This is a genomic window from Bifidobacterium sp. SO1 (assembly GCF_018555335.1).
GTDB classification, from domain to species: domain Bacteria; phylum Actinomycetota; class Actinomycetes; order Actinomycetales; family Bifidobacteriaceae; genus Bifidobacterium; species Bifidobacterium simiiventris.
In genome coordinates, this window is record NZ_JAFEJR010000013.1 from 44,506 (window position 1) to 61,162 (window position 16,657).

A 16,657-nucleotide genomic window follows, 5' to 3' on the forward strand; every position below is an offset into this window, starting at 1 on the left:
GGTGGCACATTTGCTGAGCCTTGCCTTCAGAAAAGAAACCAAGGGGGACTACCGCGACTCATCGCAACAAATTCAGGAAATCACCGGCTTCGTCCGAAAATAGTTGCGTTCAGAAACGGTCAGCGCAACAAATTCAGGACGAAGCCGCTGATTTCCGAAAATAGTCGCGCCGAGCAACCGTCAGCGCAGCAATTCCCAGTCGATGCGGCCACCCCCAAAGAATCGCCGCACCCCACACAATCCACCCTCGCGCCCAGTAAACCCAATCATGTTCCCGATCACAATCGCCCAGCGAAAACGTAACGTGTCGCGAAGCGCGGGGCTGGTAGGCTGAACACGGCAAAGGCAGCCGCGGGAAAAGGAGGAGAACGTGGCGGTTTTTGAACTCATCCTGTGCATCATCGCGGCGGTCGTGCTGTCTTCGTTCATCAGCCGGTTCATCCCGAAGGTATCGACCCCGCTCGTGCAGATCGTGCTTGGCGCGATCGCCGCGCAGCTGCCGTTTTTTCCGGATGTCGAACTCGACCCGGAACTGTTCATGGTGCTGTTCATCGCGCCGCTGCTGTATCTCGAGGCGCATGAGATCGACAAGTCCGAACTGCTGAAATCGATCAAGCTATCGTTGTCATTGGCGATCGGTCTGGCGATCGCGACGATGGTCGCCGTCGGTGTGATCCTGCACGCGATCTGGCCGGCCGTCTCGCTGGCCGCGGCCCTTGCGCTCGGCGCGGCTCTCGGCCCGACCGACGCGGTCGCCGTCAGCTCGCTCGGCAAGGAGGCCGCGCTGACCAGACGTCAGATGGGCGTGCTCAAAGGCGAGTCCCTGTTCAACGACGCGTCCGGCATCGTCGGCTTCCAGTTCGCGATCGCCGCCGCGGTCACCGGCAAGTTTCAGGTCGGCGAGGCCGCGGGCGAGTTCGTGATGTCGTTCATCGGCGGCGCACTGTTCGGCCTGGCGATCGGAATGGTCGCGAACTGGCTGTTCGAGACGATCCGCTCGCTCGGCTGGGAGACGACCACCACGCGCATCCTGATGGAGCTGTTCCTGCCGTTCCTGTTGTACTTGGCGGCCGAGGACGTGGCGCACGTGTCGGGCATCCTCGCAGTCGTCTCGTCCGCGCTGTTCATCCGTTTCGACCGCACCGGCATCGGACCGAACGTGGCGCGCACGAACATCGTGTCGAACAGCGTGTGGGGCGTGCTATCGTTCGCACTGAACGGCGCAGTGTTCATCCTGCTCGGCATGCTGTTGCCCGACGCGATGGGCACGAGCTGGGACGATCCGGGCGTGAGCAATACGCTGCTGATCGGCGTGATCCTGCTGGTGTCCTGCGTGGTGATCGTGATGCGGTTCCTGTGGGTGAGCGTGATGCTGCGCCTCGCGCGCGACGTGACCACGCACCAGCGGCGCAAGATGACGCCGGAACGACTGCGTTCGGCCGCGGTGATGACGTTCGGCGGCGCGAAGGGCACGATTACGTTGTCATTGATGTTCACGATCCCATACGCGTTGGAGGACGGCCACTGGTTCCCGATGCGCGACGAGCTGATCTTCGTCGCGTCGGGCGTGATCATCGTGACGCTGCTGCTGGCGAACTTCCTGCTGCCGCTGCTTGCGCCGAACCGGTCGAAGGACACGTCGTTGGAGATGACCGAGATCACGATCGAGGTGCTGCGGCGCACGGTCGAGGAGCTGACCGGCCGCGTGACCGACGACAATCGTCGCGCGATTTTGATGGTGATCGACTCGTATACGAAGCGCATCACGAGACTCAAGCAGCGCGCGGGCGAACTCGACCCGCAGGGGTACGCGCAGCTGCAGATCGACGCGCTCGGCTGGGAGAAGGACTACGTCAAGCAGCGGCTGATCGATACGAAACGCAGCAAGGAAGGCACGCAGGCGAGCCGCGATCTGGAGATCGAGGCTTGCGAACGATTGCTGGACCAGATCATGAATTCGCTGCGTCACATCGACACCGACCGCAAGTCGGGCCGCGCGATGTGGCAGATCAAGGGCCGCGCCCGCGCGTTGCAGCGTCGCGCGCTCACGCTGATCCGGCGCACGTCGAGCCGCATCCGCCGCACGACGCCGCTGATCAGCGACGACGCGATCTTCGCGCACTCGCGCATGGTGCAGCTCGACGCGTTCGACCACGTGATCGACCAGCTGTACGAGGAGATGACGCGAGACAAGTACAACACCGAGCACTGCACGATGCTGCTGCTCGACTACCGTCGCGCCGAATCCGCGCTGCGCGCGCGGCCGAACATGAGCGGCAGCGCGCAAACGATCGCAATGGCCGAGGACGTCAAGCGCGAGAGCTACGGCATCGAGCTGGGCGTGATCCAGGACATGTTCGAGGCGGGCGACATCACGCGCGCACAGGCGAAGACGTTGCGCCGCAACGTGTACGTGATGAGCGTGGACGCCGATTCGAGCATCTGACGCTTCCACCCGTCATTTCGACCGAGTATCCCATCCATCACCCGTCATTTCGACCGAGCGTAGCGAGCGGAGAAATCTCTTGCCGGTCAACGGCTCTGTAAGATTTCTCGACTCGGCTTCACCTCGCTCGAAATGACATGAAACGGTAATCACAGCACGCCGGAGGAGATGCCGTTGAGCATCAGCCACTGACGCAGGTCGGCGAACTCCTCGAGGCTGACCTCGTGGCCGAGCGCGCGGTAGCTTTTCGTGGTGAGCCACGTGTGCTCCTCGAGCCACGCGGCGGCCGCGAACAGCTCGTATTTGGGAATCACCGCGTCGTTCTTGCCGTACACGTAGAACACCGGCGTATCGAAATCCGCGAGACGGTCGTCGGCCGGCGCCGTGCCGGGGACGTTGCCGGGCGCGATCGGACCGGACAGCGAGACGGCCGCGCGGTAGCGTTCGGGATGGATGCGCAGCAGGTGGATGGCCAGCAGACCGCCCTGTGAGAAGCCGATCGGCACGATGTCGCGGTCGATCGGGACATGCTCGTCGACCCACCGGTCGATCGCGCGCGCAGCGGCGAACGCGTCACGGTCGAGGTCGTCCGCGGCGGGGATCGCACCGGCCGCCGACCGCTGGTACGCGAACCACGAGTAGGCTCCGGACGTGCGGCCGTCGTCGCCCGGTTCCTGCAGCACGATCGGCGCGCGCAGGGACACGTAGTCGTTGTACGGCGCGATGTACTGCATCAGATCGGCGAGATCGTCTTCGTTCGACCCCCATCCGTGCAGGCACAGGAACATCGGACGGCCGGGCATCGCATCGCCGCCCCCGCGCGAATACCGCACGTAGGTCACCGCCAGCGGCTTATCGGGTGTGGTACGCACGTCATTGGACTCGTCGGGTGTTGTCGCACGTTCGCCAGGTTCATCAGGCAAACCGGATGTGTCAGGCGTGCCGGGCTTCCCGGACGCGCCAGGAATGCCGGGCGTGCCGCCGTTCGTCGCATCTTCGCTCATACCGCCACAATATACCGCAGCGCCGCGCGGCGCGATCCCGATATCATCGCACGCAGCACGCAGTGTTTCCGCAACGCAACAACATGTCTACGCGCAGCGCCGAGCACCACCCAACATCAACACTGCCGCGCACTTCTCAAAAATTTTGAGAAGTTTTCCCATATCTTCTCAAAATTTTTGAGAAGATATATCATAGAAGCAGTCAGCAACACAGCCGAGGGAGGCGCGAACCATGGTCCCCGACAACCCGCGAGAATCATACGCAATGCTGGTGCGCGAGTCGATGCGATTCGACTTCCCAACCCCGTTCCGCCGCGACGACATCATCCGCACACTCGACGAGCCGGCCGCATTCAACATCGTGCACATCATCACCGGCATCCGCCGCTGCGGCAAAACGTTCTACCTGTTCCAGAAAATCCGCGATCTGCTGGATTCCGGCGTTCCGCGCGACCATATCCTGTACTTCAACTTCGCCGACGACCGTCTGCTGCCGATGCCGGACACCGTGCTGGACGACATCGTCAACGAATACTGGCGGCAGGTTCCCGACGCCCGGCGGGACGGAACGTACCTGTTTCTCGACGAAGTGCAGGAATGTGCAAACTGGCAGGGATTCTGCCAGCGGATCGCCGAACACGAGAAAGTCACACTGGTCATCACCGGATCATCGTCGAAGCTGTCCAGCGACGAAATCGCGACGAACTTCCGCGGCCGATCGCACCCTCACGAGATGGCACCGCTATCGTTCCGCGAGTACTGCCTGTTCCACGGCATCGCCGTGCCGGAACGAGATGATGCGGCGACCGGCGCCCCCTCTGCCAATACCGCAGACGTGTTCTCACCGCAAGAAATCACCGACTTCGAAAGCGCATACGAACGATACCTGATCACCGGCGGATTCCCCGGCGTGCAGCGGCTTGACGAACCGGATCGCATCGAGATGCTGCAGGGCTACATGCGCGACGTGGTCGCACGGGACGTCGCGGAACGGTTCGGCCGCGAGAACATCGCGATGGCGACGCAGACCGCACTATATCTGCTACGCAACACGGCATGTGAGCTATCGGTGAACTCGCTGGTCGCAGCGCTCAAGGCCAACGGCTGGAAGGTGTACTGGGACAAAGTCAATACGCTGTTGACTTTGTTCAAACAGGCGTATCTGATCCACGAACTGCCCGAATACCGCACATCATTCAAGCCGAACAGCACCAGCGTGCCCAAGATCTACGCGGTCGATCAGGGCATGGCATACGCCGTGTCGCGAGCCAATCAGCAGGATCTCGGCAAACGACTGGAAACGGCCGTGTTCTGTGAATTGCGGAGACGGACCATCGGACGGAGGACGGAAGCGGTGACCTCGTACACCGTGCCCGACGAACGACAGGAAAAAGTTGATTTTCTTATCGGCGACGCGCTGGCTGCCGAACCGTATGAGCTGGTTCAGGTCGCCGCGTACATGACGGCCGAGAAGACCCGATCCCGTGAAATCGGCTCACTGAGCGCGGTGATGAGACGCACCGGACTTGATTCCGGCATGATTCTGACATTGCACGACGAGGAGGCGATTCATACGGAGGCCGGCACGATTCATGTGACGCCGACGTGGAAATGGGCATTGCTTCGGTAAGCCTCCACGGAAGTCACGCCGGCAGCGATCACATCGAGACCATATGCGACCGGCGAGAACTTGTGGGAGGAGCGATTTTCTGCCGGCGTGCAGCATATGATGCCGGTCGAACGGGCGGTTGGCTAGGATGGTGGGCATGAGCGATTTGAGCGCGTTGAATTTGCAGCCCGGAGATCTGATCGGCGGGTACACGCTGGTGTCGCGCCTGGGGGCGGGCGCGATGGGGTCGGTCTGGCGCGTGCGCGACGACGGCGGTCAGGAATACGCGATGAAGATCCTGCGCGATTCGCTCACCGATACGACGGATGATGAAAACGATGACAGCGTTCGCGAACGGGTGACCGCACGCGAACGTTTGCGCCGCGAGGCAATGGCACTGAAGAAGGTCGATCATCCCGGCGTGTGCGGGATCGTCGACATGGAGCTGGACGATTCGGTCGCGTTCATCGTGACCGAACTGATCGAAGGCAAGAACCTGCGCGAGGATGTGCGCATCAACGGACGGTATACGGGCGACGATCTGGAACGGCTCGCGCGCAAGCTGATCGCGGCCGTGAAGGCCGTGCATGACGCGGGGATCGTGCACCGCGACATCAAGCCGACCAATGTGATGGTGTCGGCCGCGGGTCCGGTGCTGGTCGATTTCGGCATCGCGATGACCGGAGGCGAAAGCCACGTGACCCGCACCGGGCTGGTGATGGGAACGCCGGGATTCATCGCGCCGGAGATCATCGACGGGGCGGAATCAGATGCGATGACGGACTGGTGGTCGGTCGCCTCGGTATTGGCGTTCGCCGCGACCGGCGAACCGGTGTTCGGCACCAAGCCGATGATGGCCGTTCTCGAACGCGCGGCCGCGGGCAACGCGAACCTGACCGGCCTGCCGGCGGGCACGATGGCGGCCTTCCGAGCCGCATTGAACCCCGACCGCAACAAACGCTGCACGCCGGATCAGCTCCTGCACGCCATCGCGCTGGACGCACTCAATCCGCGCGCATGGCAGGACGCGGCGCCTGCCGCGCAGACAGCCCTCGACGCAAGCGAAACAGCCGACGCGAGTGACTCGACCGAGGTGGTGCGCCCTTTTGACGGCGCGGTCGCGAGCAACCCGCGACTGCTTTGGCGCGACGAACCGTCTTTCCTGACCGACGGCATTTCGGCATCAGCCGGATTCCAGCCGGCGCGCATCCCGTCCGCAGGATCCGGGGAGCAACCGGCGTCTTCTGCACCGCCGTATACCGAAGAGCAGCCGGCCCCCTCGCTTCTCCCTCAGGGGAAGCCGTCCGCACAGCAGACCGAGGGGACGCAGGAGACCTCCGTCATGCCCAACGACGCTCCATCCCCCACCGCCGTTCTCCCGAATCTACCCGCCGTAGCAGCCTCGGCCACCACAGTGCTGCCGCACGACATCCCCGCGCCCGCCACGGCTGTTCCACGTGAAACACCGTCCGAAACGACAGTCCCGCCGAACGATGCGGCATACGCCACTGCCGTCCTGCCGAACATGGCTGCATCGTCCGGCGAAGCCGTGCCAACGTCGGTCCTGTCGGGCACCACCACAGCCCTACCCACGCAGGCCGTGCCCTCGCCCGACCCCGCGCAGATCAGCCCGATTCCGCCGCTGCCGGCCGCAGTCGAACCGCAGCCCGGCTCGATCCCGCCATTCCTGCAGGAGGTCGCCGCCGCACAGCCGACCCCGCCGCCACCGGTGCTTCCCTACGCGCAATCGTTCCCGCAGCTGGCATTCGTCACCCCCGACATGAAACGCGCCGACTATCTGACGCGCGGCCTGTTGCCGCTGTGGCTGCTCACGATCCCGCTGGCCATACTGGCCGCCAGCATGCCAGGTGTCGCGGTCTGCGCGGCCAGTGGTGCCCTATGGCTGCTGCTGACGATCGGCTATTCCACCGAATCGCAGCTCGAACGCGAGACCCGCCACGGCGGCGAGCGCCAACGGTTCGACGGGGTCAAGCGCACGGCGAGTCTGCCATGGCACCTACTCAAGGCACTGGCTGCAAGTGTGCCGCATACGTTGGCGATCTGCGCGATCATGACAGCGATGGCAGTGGCGGCAACGTTCGCGCTGAGCTTGCCGGTGACCCACGTGACCTATTACATCGCTGACCGGATGCTGACCATCCCCCTGCTCGACGACACATGCATGTCCCTGTCCGGGCTCACGCTGGGCGCGGGCGCGGCGGTCGGCTGGATACTGTCAACGTTCGCATCGCGCGGCGCGATGCTGCGCATTGGCTGCGGCGCACTGCGCGGACCGTCACCGTCGCTCGCGAACCCGGGAACCAACGAATACGGCGCAACGGACGGTCGCCCGACCAATCACCGCGGCATGATATCGCTGGCGATCTGGGCCATGCTTACGTTCGCGGCAACGCTCCCGCTGCTGTTCGGTAACACGATCGACTGGTGGCCGTTGATCGGCGCACTGTCTACGTCCCTGCTCTGAAATCGCGACGCCGTTCGTACACCCACCGCGCCCGACATTCCACATGTGCCGGCAGCCTCCCCCGCTTCACCCCGTATTCCCCGCGCCGACCCTGCTTGATGAACACTGTGTGAAACAGTTCCGCCGAGAGCGTCGAGCAGGGAGAAAACCGACGGAATCGCGGTCGGCATCGGTTATTATGGGCGAGGTTGCAGGGCGAAAGGACTGTATTCATGGCACAGAATCAAAAACGAGCGGCGAAGCAGCAAACCCGTGCGCAGCGCCGGGCCGCAGAGGAAGCCGCCGCGCGCGTGGCCGCGGAGAAGGCCGAAAAGGAACGCAGGCAGCAGACGATCATCGGCATCATCGCGGTGGCCATCGTCGTGGTGCTGGTGGCGGTCGGCGGATTCGCGATCTGGCGCTCGGTGAGCAAGACTGCCGAGGAAAACGCGAAGGCGAACATGTCGATCAGCGACGCGTATTCGGCCGTGCAGAAGGCATCGACCAAGCCGGAGCGCGCCGACGAGAAGGGCGGCATACTGCTGTCGAAGGACGGCTACGGCAAGTCCGTGGACGGTGCGCCGACGATCGGTATCTACATGGACTTCATCTGCCCGGGCTGCGGCCAGGTGAACCGCGAACTCGATCCGACGCTGATCAAGATGGTCAACGCCGGCCAGATCAATCTCGAACTGCACTTCCTGTCGTTCATGGATTCGTACTCGACCGATGACTACTCGAGCCGCGCCGCGAACTCCGCACTGTACATCGCGGATCACGACGACGATCCCGATCATCTGCTCACCTATGTCTCGAATCTGTACGCCGAGGATTTCCAGCCGGAGGAAGGCACCCAGAACTACCAGTCGGTGAGCGACGACAAGCTCAAGGAACAGGCCGTCAAGGCCGGTGTCTCGCAAGCCGTGGCCGACAAGGCGTATGGACGCGACTATCAGGACTGGCTCGACGCGATGAACGTGTATACGCCGAAGCGCACCGAACTGCAGCATTCCTCCGGCACGTACCAGGGCCAGTTCACCACGCCGACGATCACGATCAACGGCACACGCTGGGATACGACCCAGCTGAGCACGGCCAAGATGGGCATCACCGACGGATTCGCCGCGGCGATCGGCCTCGACAGCAGCAAGATCGGCACGGAAGGCACGCTGCCGTCGATCGGCTCGAGCGACAAGCCGATCTCGCTGACCACCGGCGAGTGACCGGTAGCGGCGCGTGAACGCATGATCGTGCCGGCGCGGCCCTGGCAGTTCCAACACGGTCCTGCCGCGGTCCCGAGTGGCGGTTTTCTCTCGCTGAGACTCGCTCAGCGAGAGCGAACCGCCACTCGCATATCGAGACACGTCACGAATTGAACATTCGGGACGTGCTGGTATGCTAGTCATTCGGTTCGAGTTGCTCGCCGACAAGTTCGTCGGTGTTTCGGCTCACGCCTCCTTAGCTCAGATGGCCAGAGCGGCCGCCTTGTAAGCGGCAGGTCGTCGGTTCGATCCCGACAGGAGGCTCGTCGCGCGCAAGCGCGGTATATAATTACAGATACCAGCAGATTTCTGCGACCAGACTTACCCCGTGTAAGTGATCCCAGGAGCCTTCCCCCAACTTGTGGCTTCCTGGTGAAAAGGGCAGGGCGTTCCCCCAACCGGCTCTGCCCATGTATAGGGGGGCGGGAACTTCCCCTTCTCTCCCGCCCCCTTTTTTCTTTACCTTTGACGCCCTCCCGGTCTCTCAGCCAGTCACCCGCTCCCGGGCTTACGGCCGTCTCCTACCCCTAAACCGGCCGTAAGCCCGGGAAGAAACCGCGACGGCAACGGGACGACACCCCCTGGACCGGTCATGGTTCCCGGGCATACGGCCGGTTTGGGGGATGCAAACGACCGTAAGCCCGGGACAGAAAACCGCGCACCGCCGGCCTCCCGGGCATACGGCCGGTTTGGGGCAGGCAAACGGGCGTAAGCCCGGGAAGAAACCATGACGGCAACGGGACGACACCCCCGAGTGGCATGGTTCCCGGGCTTACTGCCGGTTTGGGCATGCAAACCGGCAGTAAGCCCGGGACCAACCCCATCCGCCAACACCAATCCCGGGCATACAGCCGGTTTGGAGGGCGCAAACGGCCGTAAGCCCGGGACCAACCCCATCCGTTGCCTCCACCTCCCGGGCATACGGCCGGTACGGGACGCAACAGCGGCCGTATGCCCGGGAGGTGGAGGCGACGGAATCAACGGGGGCGTCAAATGTGCGGGTATGGGTGACGGCGGGGCGGTTTTCGGCCGCCGTTCGGACGGAACCGATACAATGCGTCACGTAGTCGTCAACAGAAACGAGGAGCCGATGGCCAGACGCTGGACCCCGCAACGGATGGTGATGTTGCGTCGTATTCGCGTCGCCGCGTGCGCCCTTATCGTGACGGCCGTATCGGTCGGCATGTTCCTGTTCACCGCGCGCAAGACCGTGGCGATCACCGTCGACGGCGAGACGACCACCGTGACCACGTATGCAATGAGCGCGCAGCGGCTGCTCGAATCGCAGGGCATCACGGTCAAGACGCACGATCTGGTGGAGTCGAGCGCGGGCGGCGACCGGCTCACCGACCGCTCGGTCGTCACGGTGCGCAGCGCATATCAGACGACGATCACGATCGACGGGCAGAAGGTGCCGTTCTGGACGACCGCAACCAGCGCGGAGCAGCTGCTCAGTTTCTTCGAGCAGAACGAGGCCGCTGCGGCCAAGGTCACGGTCAATATTGACAACGTATACAACAGACTGACCGGAGGACTGGTGATCAACGAGTGCGGACCGGTCACGGTCATCGCCGACGGCAAGCGTTCGCAGGCGCCGAACGGCAAGCTTCCGGCCGCCTCGATACTCGATTCCAAGGGCATCACCGTGGGCAAGAACGACCGCATCAGCGTCGAGAAGGACGGCGACGAGACGATCCTGCGCGTGCAGCGGATCACGCATCAGCAGGAGACGCGCACGATCGCAGTGCCGCACGGCACACAGACGATACTCGACCCCGCGCTGGAGCCCGGGCAGACCGAGATCCGCCAGCAGGGCGAAGATGGTGCGACACGGCAGGTGTTCGACGTGACGTATGTGGACGGCGTGGCCGAATCGGAAACGCTCGTCTCGTCTACGACGGAGAAGATCGCGATCGACACGATCGTCGCGGTCGGTCCGGAGAAGACGCAGTCCGACGGGTCCGGCAGCGATACGAGCGATTCAGGTGACGCCGACACAAGCGGCGACGCTGCGAACGATAGCACAAGCGGCAACGGCACCGCGAACGATAGCAAGTCGGAGTCGTCACAGGACTCGACCGATTCGGCCGGCAGCGACTCGAAGCAGGACGCCGGTGACACGAACGGCGGCGCAACCGGCAACTCGGGCACCTCTTCCGGGAGTACCTCGGGCGGCACCTCCAACAATTCGGGTAGTGGTTCCGGCAATAACTCGGGAACCTCCGGCAAGAACGACGCGAACGATAGCACGGATTCCGGCACGTCGGGCAATACGCAGGGCAGCATCGCAGGCGACTCGGCATCCGGCAACGGTTCCGGACAGCATTCGGGCGGTACGGGAACCGGCGGTTCCGGGTCAAGCTCCGGCGGCGGATCGGGCAATGACGGTTCCGGCAACTCGAACGGCAACAGTTCCGGATCGGGCACCACCGGCAATGGTTCAAGCGGGAACTCCAATGGTTCCGCCGGATCGGGCAACTCCGGAAACTCCAATAACTCGAACAATACGGGTTCCGGATCGGATAACTCTGGATCGAACAACACAGGTTCCGGCAACTCCTCGAGCAACTCCTCGGGCAGTTCAGGTTCCGGCAACTCCTCCGGCAGCTCGTCCGGCAATTCGAACAGCTCCGGCAGCTCCACCGACTCCGAATCCACCGCCCGCCTGTGGCGCCCGACCGTCGCCCAAGCGCAGACGTACGCAGCCGGCGCCGCCGCGCAACGCGGCTGGACGGGCGACGAGTGGACGGCGCTCGTCAAACTGTGGACGCGCGAATCGAGCTGGCGCTGGAACGCCGAGAACTCGTGGACGCACGCCTACGGCATCCCGCAGGCGCTGCCCGGCAACAAGATGGCGGCGTTCGGCTCGGACTGGAAGAACGACGCGGCCGTCCAGATCGACTGGGGCCTGTACTACATCGCGCAACGATACGGCACGCCAGCGAAGGCATGGAAGTACTTCCAGGAAGTAGGTTGGTACTGATGACGGAACCAGAGAGGGAGCACATGGGCGAGGAACAGGAACAGCAGGGCCGTCTGCTGGGCGCGGCGGACATCCGCCGCATCGCGGCCGACGCGGGCATCAGCCCGACGAAGAAGTTCGGCCAGAACTTCGTGATCGACCCGGGCACGGTGCGCCGCATCGTGCGCGAGGCCGACGTGACCGCCGACACGCATGTGATGGAGGTCGGTCCCGGCCTGGGGTCGCTCACGCTGGCGATTCTCGAGACCGGAGCACGCATGACGGCGATCGAGATCGATCCGCCGGTGGCCGAGCGGTTGCCACGCACGATCGCGGAGTTCATGCCGGACGCGGTCGACCGGTTCCGCGTCGTCAACCGCGACGCGCTCACCGTCACGCCCGAAAACGTGCCGGATTTCAACGACAACGACTCGTTCACACTCGTCGCGAACCTGCCGTACAACGTGGCCACGCCGATCATCCTGACGCTGCTCGAACGGTTCGAGAACCTCGGTTCGTTCCTCGTGATGGTGCAGAAGGAGGTCGCCGACCGGCTCGCGGCGACGCCCGGCAACAAGATCTACGGCACGCCGAGCGTGAAGCTGGCGTGGTACGGCACCGCGCGGCGCGTGGGCAATATCGGCCGCAACGTGTTCTGGCCGGCGCCGAACGTGGATTCCGCGCTCGTGCGCTTCGACCGTCACACGCCGCAGGAGCAGGCCGACCTGTCCGGCGGCGCGGACCGCGAGACGACGTTCCGTCTGATCGACGCCGCGTTCAGCCAGCGCCGCAAGACGCTGCACGCGGCACTCAAGCACGAGGTGCCGGACGAGGCGTTCGCCAAGGCCGGCATCGACCCGACCCGCCGCGGCGAGACGCTCACCGTCGCCGATTTCGCGCGCCTTGCGGCGGAGGTGCGGTCATGACATCGGTCATCGTGGACGTGCCGGCGAAGACCAATCTCACGCTGCACGTGGGCGCGCCCCGCGCCGAATGGAGCGGCCGGCACGCGCTCGACACGATCTACTGCGGCGTGGGCGTCTACGATACCGTCACCCTCACCGATAAGGAACCCGGCGCGGGTTTCTCCCTTGACCTTGCGGGCGGCCATTTGGGCGACCTCGCGTCCACGGCGAGCGACATGCGCCGCAATCACGCCGTCCTCGCCCTGTTCGCGCTGGCCGAGGCAAGCGGCCGCTCCCCCGACGTGGCGATCCGACTCGACAAACGCATCCCCGTCGCGGCCGGTCTGGGCGGCGGTTCGGCCGACGCCGCCGGCACGCTGCTCGGTCTGAACCGGCTGTGGAATCTCGACTGGCCGATCGAACGGCTGCGCGCAATAGCGGCGACGCTCGGCGCGGACATGCCGTTCTGCCTGAGCGGCGGGTACGCGCACGGCACCGGTTTCGGCGAACAGATCGAACCGATTGACAACGATAGCCGCGCTGCGAACGATCTCAGACAGGCCGGATACTGCGATGCGCTGCTGATCGGCGCGTATCACGATGCGCTCAGCACGCCGGCCGTCTACCGGCAGTACGATCTCGTCGGCGCAGGCGTCGACCGCAACGGCGAGACGGATGCGAATCACCTGCAGCATGCGGCCATCTCGCTGCATCCGCGCAGCGGCGAGGCGATCGAACAGGCCCTTGCCGCGGGCGCGCGGCAGGCGTTCGTCTCCGGTTCCGGACCGTCCGTCATCGCGTTCGTACCGGACAATGAAACCGCTGCGAACGTACGCGACAACTGGACGTCGTCGCGCTGCGTGGACCGCATCATCGCGGCCGATGCCCCGGCAGTCCCGCGCGTCAGCGAGTGCCGCTAATGTTGAACCAGTCGATTCGGAGGGCAAGGTCATGAGCGAACATTACGACGAGCGGCAGGCCCGTAAGGCCTACATGCGCAAGCGTCAGGGCACGGTGTTCAGTATCGCCGTCACGGCCCTGGCGGCGGCGCTGGTGATCTCGCTTCTGTTCTATTTCCACGTGTTCGGGCTGGGCAGCATCAAGACGGCCGCCACGAAGCCGAACTATGGCGTGACCGTGCCGTGCGTGCCCAAGGACTCGGACGGCAATCCGGTGAAGTACGTGGACAACAACAAGATCAGCGTGCGCGTGATCAACGGTACACAGTTCGCCGGCTTCGCACGCGCCGTGGCCGAGGAGCTGGGCACGAACCGCAACTTCCCGAACGTGCAGACCGGCAACTGGCAGACCGGCACCGACAAGAAGGGCAATGCGGTCTACAACACCTCGGTCGAGCGCACGACGATCTATTTCGGCAAGAACGCGATTCCCGAGGCGTACACGGTGAACGCGAACTTCAACGATGCGGTGATGATCATGGACGACCGCACCGACATGCTCGTCGACGTGGTGCTGGGCGCGACGTTCAACGATCTGATCGACCAGAAGGACGTGCCGAGTTCGGATACGGAGATCACGAGCTTTGCAGGTTGCGTGGCGGCCGACAAGATCACGAACCTGCCCAAGGCGATCGAACACGATCCGGTGGAGCCGATCAGCACCGACCAGTCCGCCACCCAGTGACGGCAGCAGGTCATCCGGCCTCCCCTCGACGGAAAGGGTCGCACGAACAATCCCGTTCGTGCGACCCTTTCCGCATTGCGGGTCAGTTTGCCGCTTCGGCGTACCAGCGCTTGAGCTCCGCCACGGCCACATCGTGCTCGACCGGGCCGTTATCGAGACGGTATTCAAGCATGTGCTTGTAGGCGCGGCCGACCATCGGCCCGGGTTCCAGGCCGAGCAGCGACATGATCTCGTTGCCGTCGATGTCCGGCCGGATCGCGTCGAAGTCCTCTTTCTTCTTAAGCTCGCGCACGCGGTCCTCCATCTCGTCCATCGCGGACGAGAAGATCATCGCCTTGCGCTTGTTCTGCGTGGTCGCGTCGGCGCGCGTGAGCCGGTTGAGCCGCTCGTACAGGTGGCCGGCGTCCTTGACGTAGCGGCGCACGGCCGAGTCGGTCCACGGCTCGTCCACGTACCCGTGGAAACGCAGGTGCAGGTTCACGAGCTCGCTCACGTCCTCGACGATGTGGTGGTCGAAGTGCAGTGCGCGCAGCCGCTTGCGCGTCATCTTCGCGCCGACCGCGTCGTGGTGGTGGAAGCTGACCTTGCCACCGGGCTCGAACTTGCGCGTCTTCGGCTTACCGATGTCGTGCATGAGCGCGGCGAGGCGCAGCGTGAGATCCGGCCGCGGCACCGGGCCGTCGTCGCCGGTCTCGAGCGCCACCGCGCGGTCGAGCACGATCATCGTGTGCTCGAACACGTCCTTGTGACGGTGGTGTTCGTCGATTTCCAGCTGCAGCGCAGGGATCTCCGGGAAGACGATGTCCGCGAGTCCGGATTCGACGAGCGCCTCAATGCCGGCGCGCGGACGGTCAGACAGCAGCAGTTTGACGAGTTCGTCGCGTACGCGTTCGGCCGAGACGATCTCGATGCGGTCGACCATGTCTGTGATCGCCGCGGCCGTCTCCGGTTCGATCGAGAAGCCGAGCTGGGCCACGAACCGCACGGCGCGCATCATGCGCAGCGGGTCGTCGTCGAACGACTGGCGCGGGTCGACCGGGGTGCGCAGCACGCCTTTGGCGAGGTCGTTCGCGCCGCCGAACGGGTCGACGAATTCGAGATCGGGAACGCGCAGGGCCATCGCGTTGACGGTGAAGTCGCGGCGCGACAGGTCGCCTTCGAGCGAGTCGCCGTAGTTGACTTCGGGCTTGCGCGAGTCCGGATCGTAGACGTCCGACCGGTATGTGGTGACCTCGACCTGCACTTCGGTGCCGTCGGGACGGCGGCGCATCGCGCCGAGCGTGCCGAACTTGCGGCCCATATCCCAGAAGCCGTCACGTCCCCACCGCCGCAGGATCGGCTCGAACTGCTCGGGACGCGCCGACGAGCAGAAATCCAGATCGTGAGACTTGCGGCGCAGCAGCAGGTCACGGACCGGACCGCCCACCAGCGCCAGCTCATAGCCCTGTTCGGCGAACAAACGGCCTAATTCGATGGCCTCGGGCCATACTTCGAAATTCACGCGCACCCTTTCGCAACTTGGGGAACTTTTGTTCTTCTCAGCATAGCGTTACCCCACCTGCGCAAAGTATGAGTAAGGTGGTTAGCATGATTACGCCAGCGGACCTCGCACGCATGCTCGACCATGCGTCGCTTCGTCATGCCCTGGATCCGTTGGCGCCGGACAAGTTGATGTACTCCACGACCTCCGCCGCGCGCACGGATGACGCGGAATCGGGGGAATTCGAATCCACGACCATCCGGGTGCGGGCGACGATCAAACCGTCGGATCCGGCCGATTCCGACACGCCGGGCACGCTGACCGGCGACGCCAGCGACGCGGAGATCGCCGTCGAGGTCACGCCGTCGAGGCCGTCGCCGGCGAACATGCCGCAGCGTCGCTCGTCGGACGGCCCGACAACGTTCGCATCTCTGGACGCGCAGGAACTGCCGGTCGTGCGCGAGTATTCTGCGGGCGGGCTCGTGTTCGACGAGCGTGGCCGCGTCGCGATCATCGCGCGGCATTCGCGTAGCGGGCATCTGGAATGGTGTCTGCCGAAGGGCCATATCGAAAAAGGCGAGACCCCACAGCAGACGGCCGTGCGCGAGGTGCACGAGGAGACGGGCATCCTGGGCGAGGTGGTCGATTCGATCGCGACGATCGACTACTGGTTCACCGGAACCAGCCAACGTGTGCACAAGCTCGTGCATCATTTCGCGCTCAAACAGGTCGGCGGCGAGCTGACCGTTGAGGGCGACCCCGATCATGAGGCCGAGGACGCCATCTGGGTCGATTTCGACGATCTGGACGGCGTGCTCAGCTATCCTAATGAGCGCAAGATCGCCTGGCTCTATGCCAGGAAACTGAACAGGCAGGCATGA

The 16,657-nt window shown here is 64.2% G+C and carries 11 protein-coding genes and 1 tRNA gene; 10 read left to right on the forward strand and 2 right to left on the reverse strand.

Annotated elements, in window-relative coordinates; all coding sequences use genetic code 11:
• Nucleotides 1-370 precede the first annotated feature (370 nt).
• Nucleotides 371-2,446, forward strand: a complete 2,076-nt coding sequence (locus JS541_RS10480) for a cation:proton antiporter (protein WP_214374449.1) — start codon at nucleotides 371-373, stop codon at nucleotides 2,444-2,446.
• Between the two features lie 149 nt (nucleotides 2,447-2,595).
• Here the strand turns inward: JS541_RS10480 and JS541_RS10485 are convergent, their stop codons facing one another.
• A complete protein-coding gene (locus JS541_RS10485; RefSeq protein WP_236036918.1) occupies nucleotides 2,596-3,450 on the reverse strand; it encodes an alpha/beta hydrolase-fold protein in 855 nt (284 codons plus the stop codon).
• 232 nt (nucleotides 3,451-3,682) lie between these two features.
• Here JS541_RS10485 and JS541_RS10490 point away from each other — a divergent pair, with 232 nt between their 5' ends.
• The 8 genes from JS541_RS10490 (at nucleotide 3,683) to JS541_RS10525 (ending at nucleotide 14,296) form a co-directional block, all read left to right on the forward strand.
• Nucleotides 3,683-5,080: an ATP-binding protein gene (locus JS541_RS10490; RefSeq protein ID WP_236036919.1), complete on the forward strand. Its 1,398-nt coding sequence runs from the start codon at nucleotides 3,683-3,685 to the stop codon at nucleotides 5,078-5,080.
• Nucleotides 5,081-5,207: 127 nt separating this feature from the next.
• The gene (locus JS541_RS10495) at nucleotides 5,208-7,544 is read left to right on the forward strand and encodes a serine/threonine-protein kinase (RefSeq protein ID WP_214374483.1); all 2,337 of its coding nucleotides are present in this window, start codon (nucleotides 5,208-5,210) and stop codon (nucleotides 7,542-7,544) included.
• A 212-nt stretch (nucleotides 7,545-7,756) separates the two neighbouring features.
• Nucleotides 7,757-8,746: a thioredoxin domain-containing protein gene (locus JS541_RS10500; protein ID WP_214374450.1), complete on the forward strand. Its 990-nt coding sequence runs from the start codon at nucleotides 7,757-7,759 to the stop codon at nucleotides 8,744-8,746.
• A 229-nt stretch (nucleotides 8,747-8,975) separates the two neighbouring features.
• Nucleotides 8,976-9,049, forward strand: a tRNA-Thr gene (locus JS541_RS10505).
• Between the two features lie 826 nt (nucleotides 9,050-9,875).
• Complete coding sequence (locus JS541_RS14870; protein ID WP_240539328.1) at nucleotides 9,876-11,768, forward strand: ubiquitin-like domain-containing protein; 1,893 nt, start codon at nucleotides 9,876-9,878, stop codon at nucleotides 11,766-11,768.
• Nucleotides 11,769-11,791: 23 nt separating this feature from the next.
• Nucleotides 11,792-12,673 carry a 16S rRNA (adenine(1518)-N(6)/adenine(1519)-N(6))-dimethyltransferase RsmA gene (gene rsmA / locus JS541_RS10515; RefSeq protein WP_214374484.1) on the forward strand — a complete coding sequence of 294 codons (882 nt, stop codon included), beginning with the start codon at nucleotides 11,792-11,794 and terminating at the stop codon, nucleotides 12,671-12,673.
• On the forward strand, nucleotides 12,670-13,572 hold the full coding sequence (locus JS541_RS10520) for a 4-(cytidine 5'-diphospho)-2-C-methyl-D-erythritol kinase (protein WP_214374451.1): 903 nt from the start codon (nucleotides 12,670-12,672) through the stop codon (nucleotides 13,570-13,572). Before rsmA ends, JS541_RS10520 begins: the two co-directional genes overlap by 4 nt.
• A 31-nt stretch (nucleotides 13,573-13,603) precedes the next feature.
• On the forward strand, nucleotides 13,604-14,296 hold the full coding sequence (locus JS541_RS10525; protein WP_214374453.1) for a LytR C-terminal domain-containing protein: 693 nt from the start codon (nucleotides 13,604-13,606) through the stop codon (nucleotides 14,294-14,296).
• A gap of 82 nt (nucleotides 14,297-14,378) precedes the next feature.
• Here the strand turns inward: JS541_RS10525 and JS541_RS10530 are convergent, their stop codons facing one another.
• Complete coding sequence (locus JS541_RS10530) at nucleotides 14,379-15,797, reverse strand: CCA tRNA nucleotidyltransferase (RefSeq protein WP_214374455.1); 1,419 nt, start codon at nucleotides 15,795-15,797, stop codon at nucleotides 14,379-14,381.
• Nucleotides 15,798-15,883: 86 nt separating this feature from the next.
• On the opposite strand from JS541_RS10530, the gene JS541_RS15020 reads away from it, so the two are divergent.
• Nucleotides 15,884-16,657: an NUDIX hydrolase gene (locus JS541_RS15020; RefSeq protein WP_214374457.1), complete on the forward strand. Its 774-nt coding sequence runs from the start codon at nucleotides 15,884-15,886 to the stop codon at nucleotides 16,655-16,657.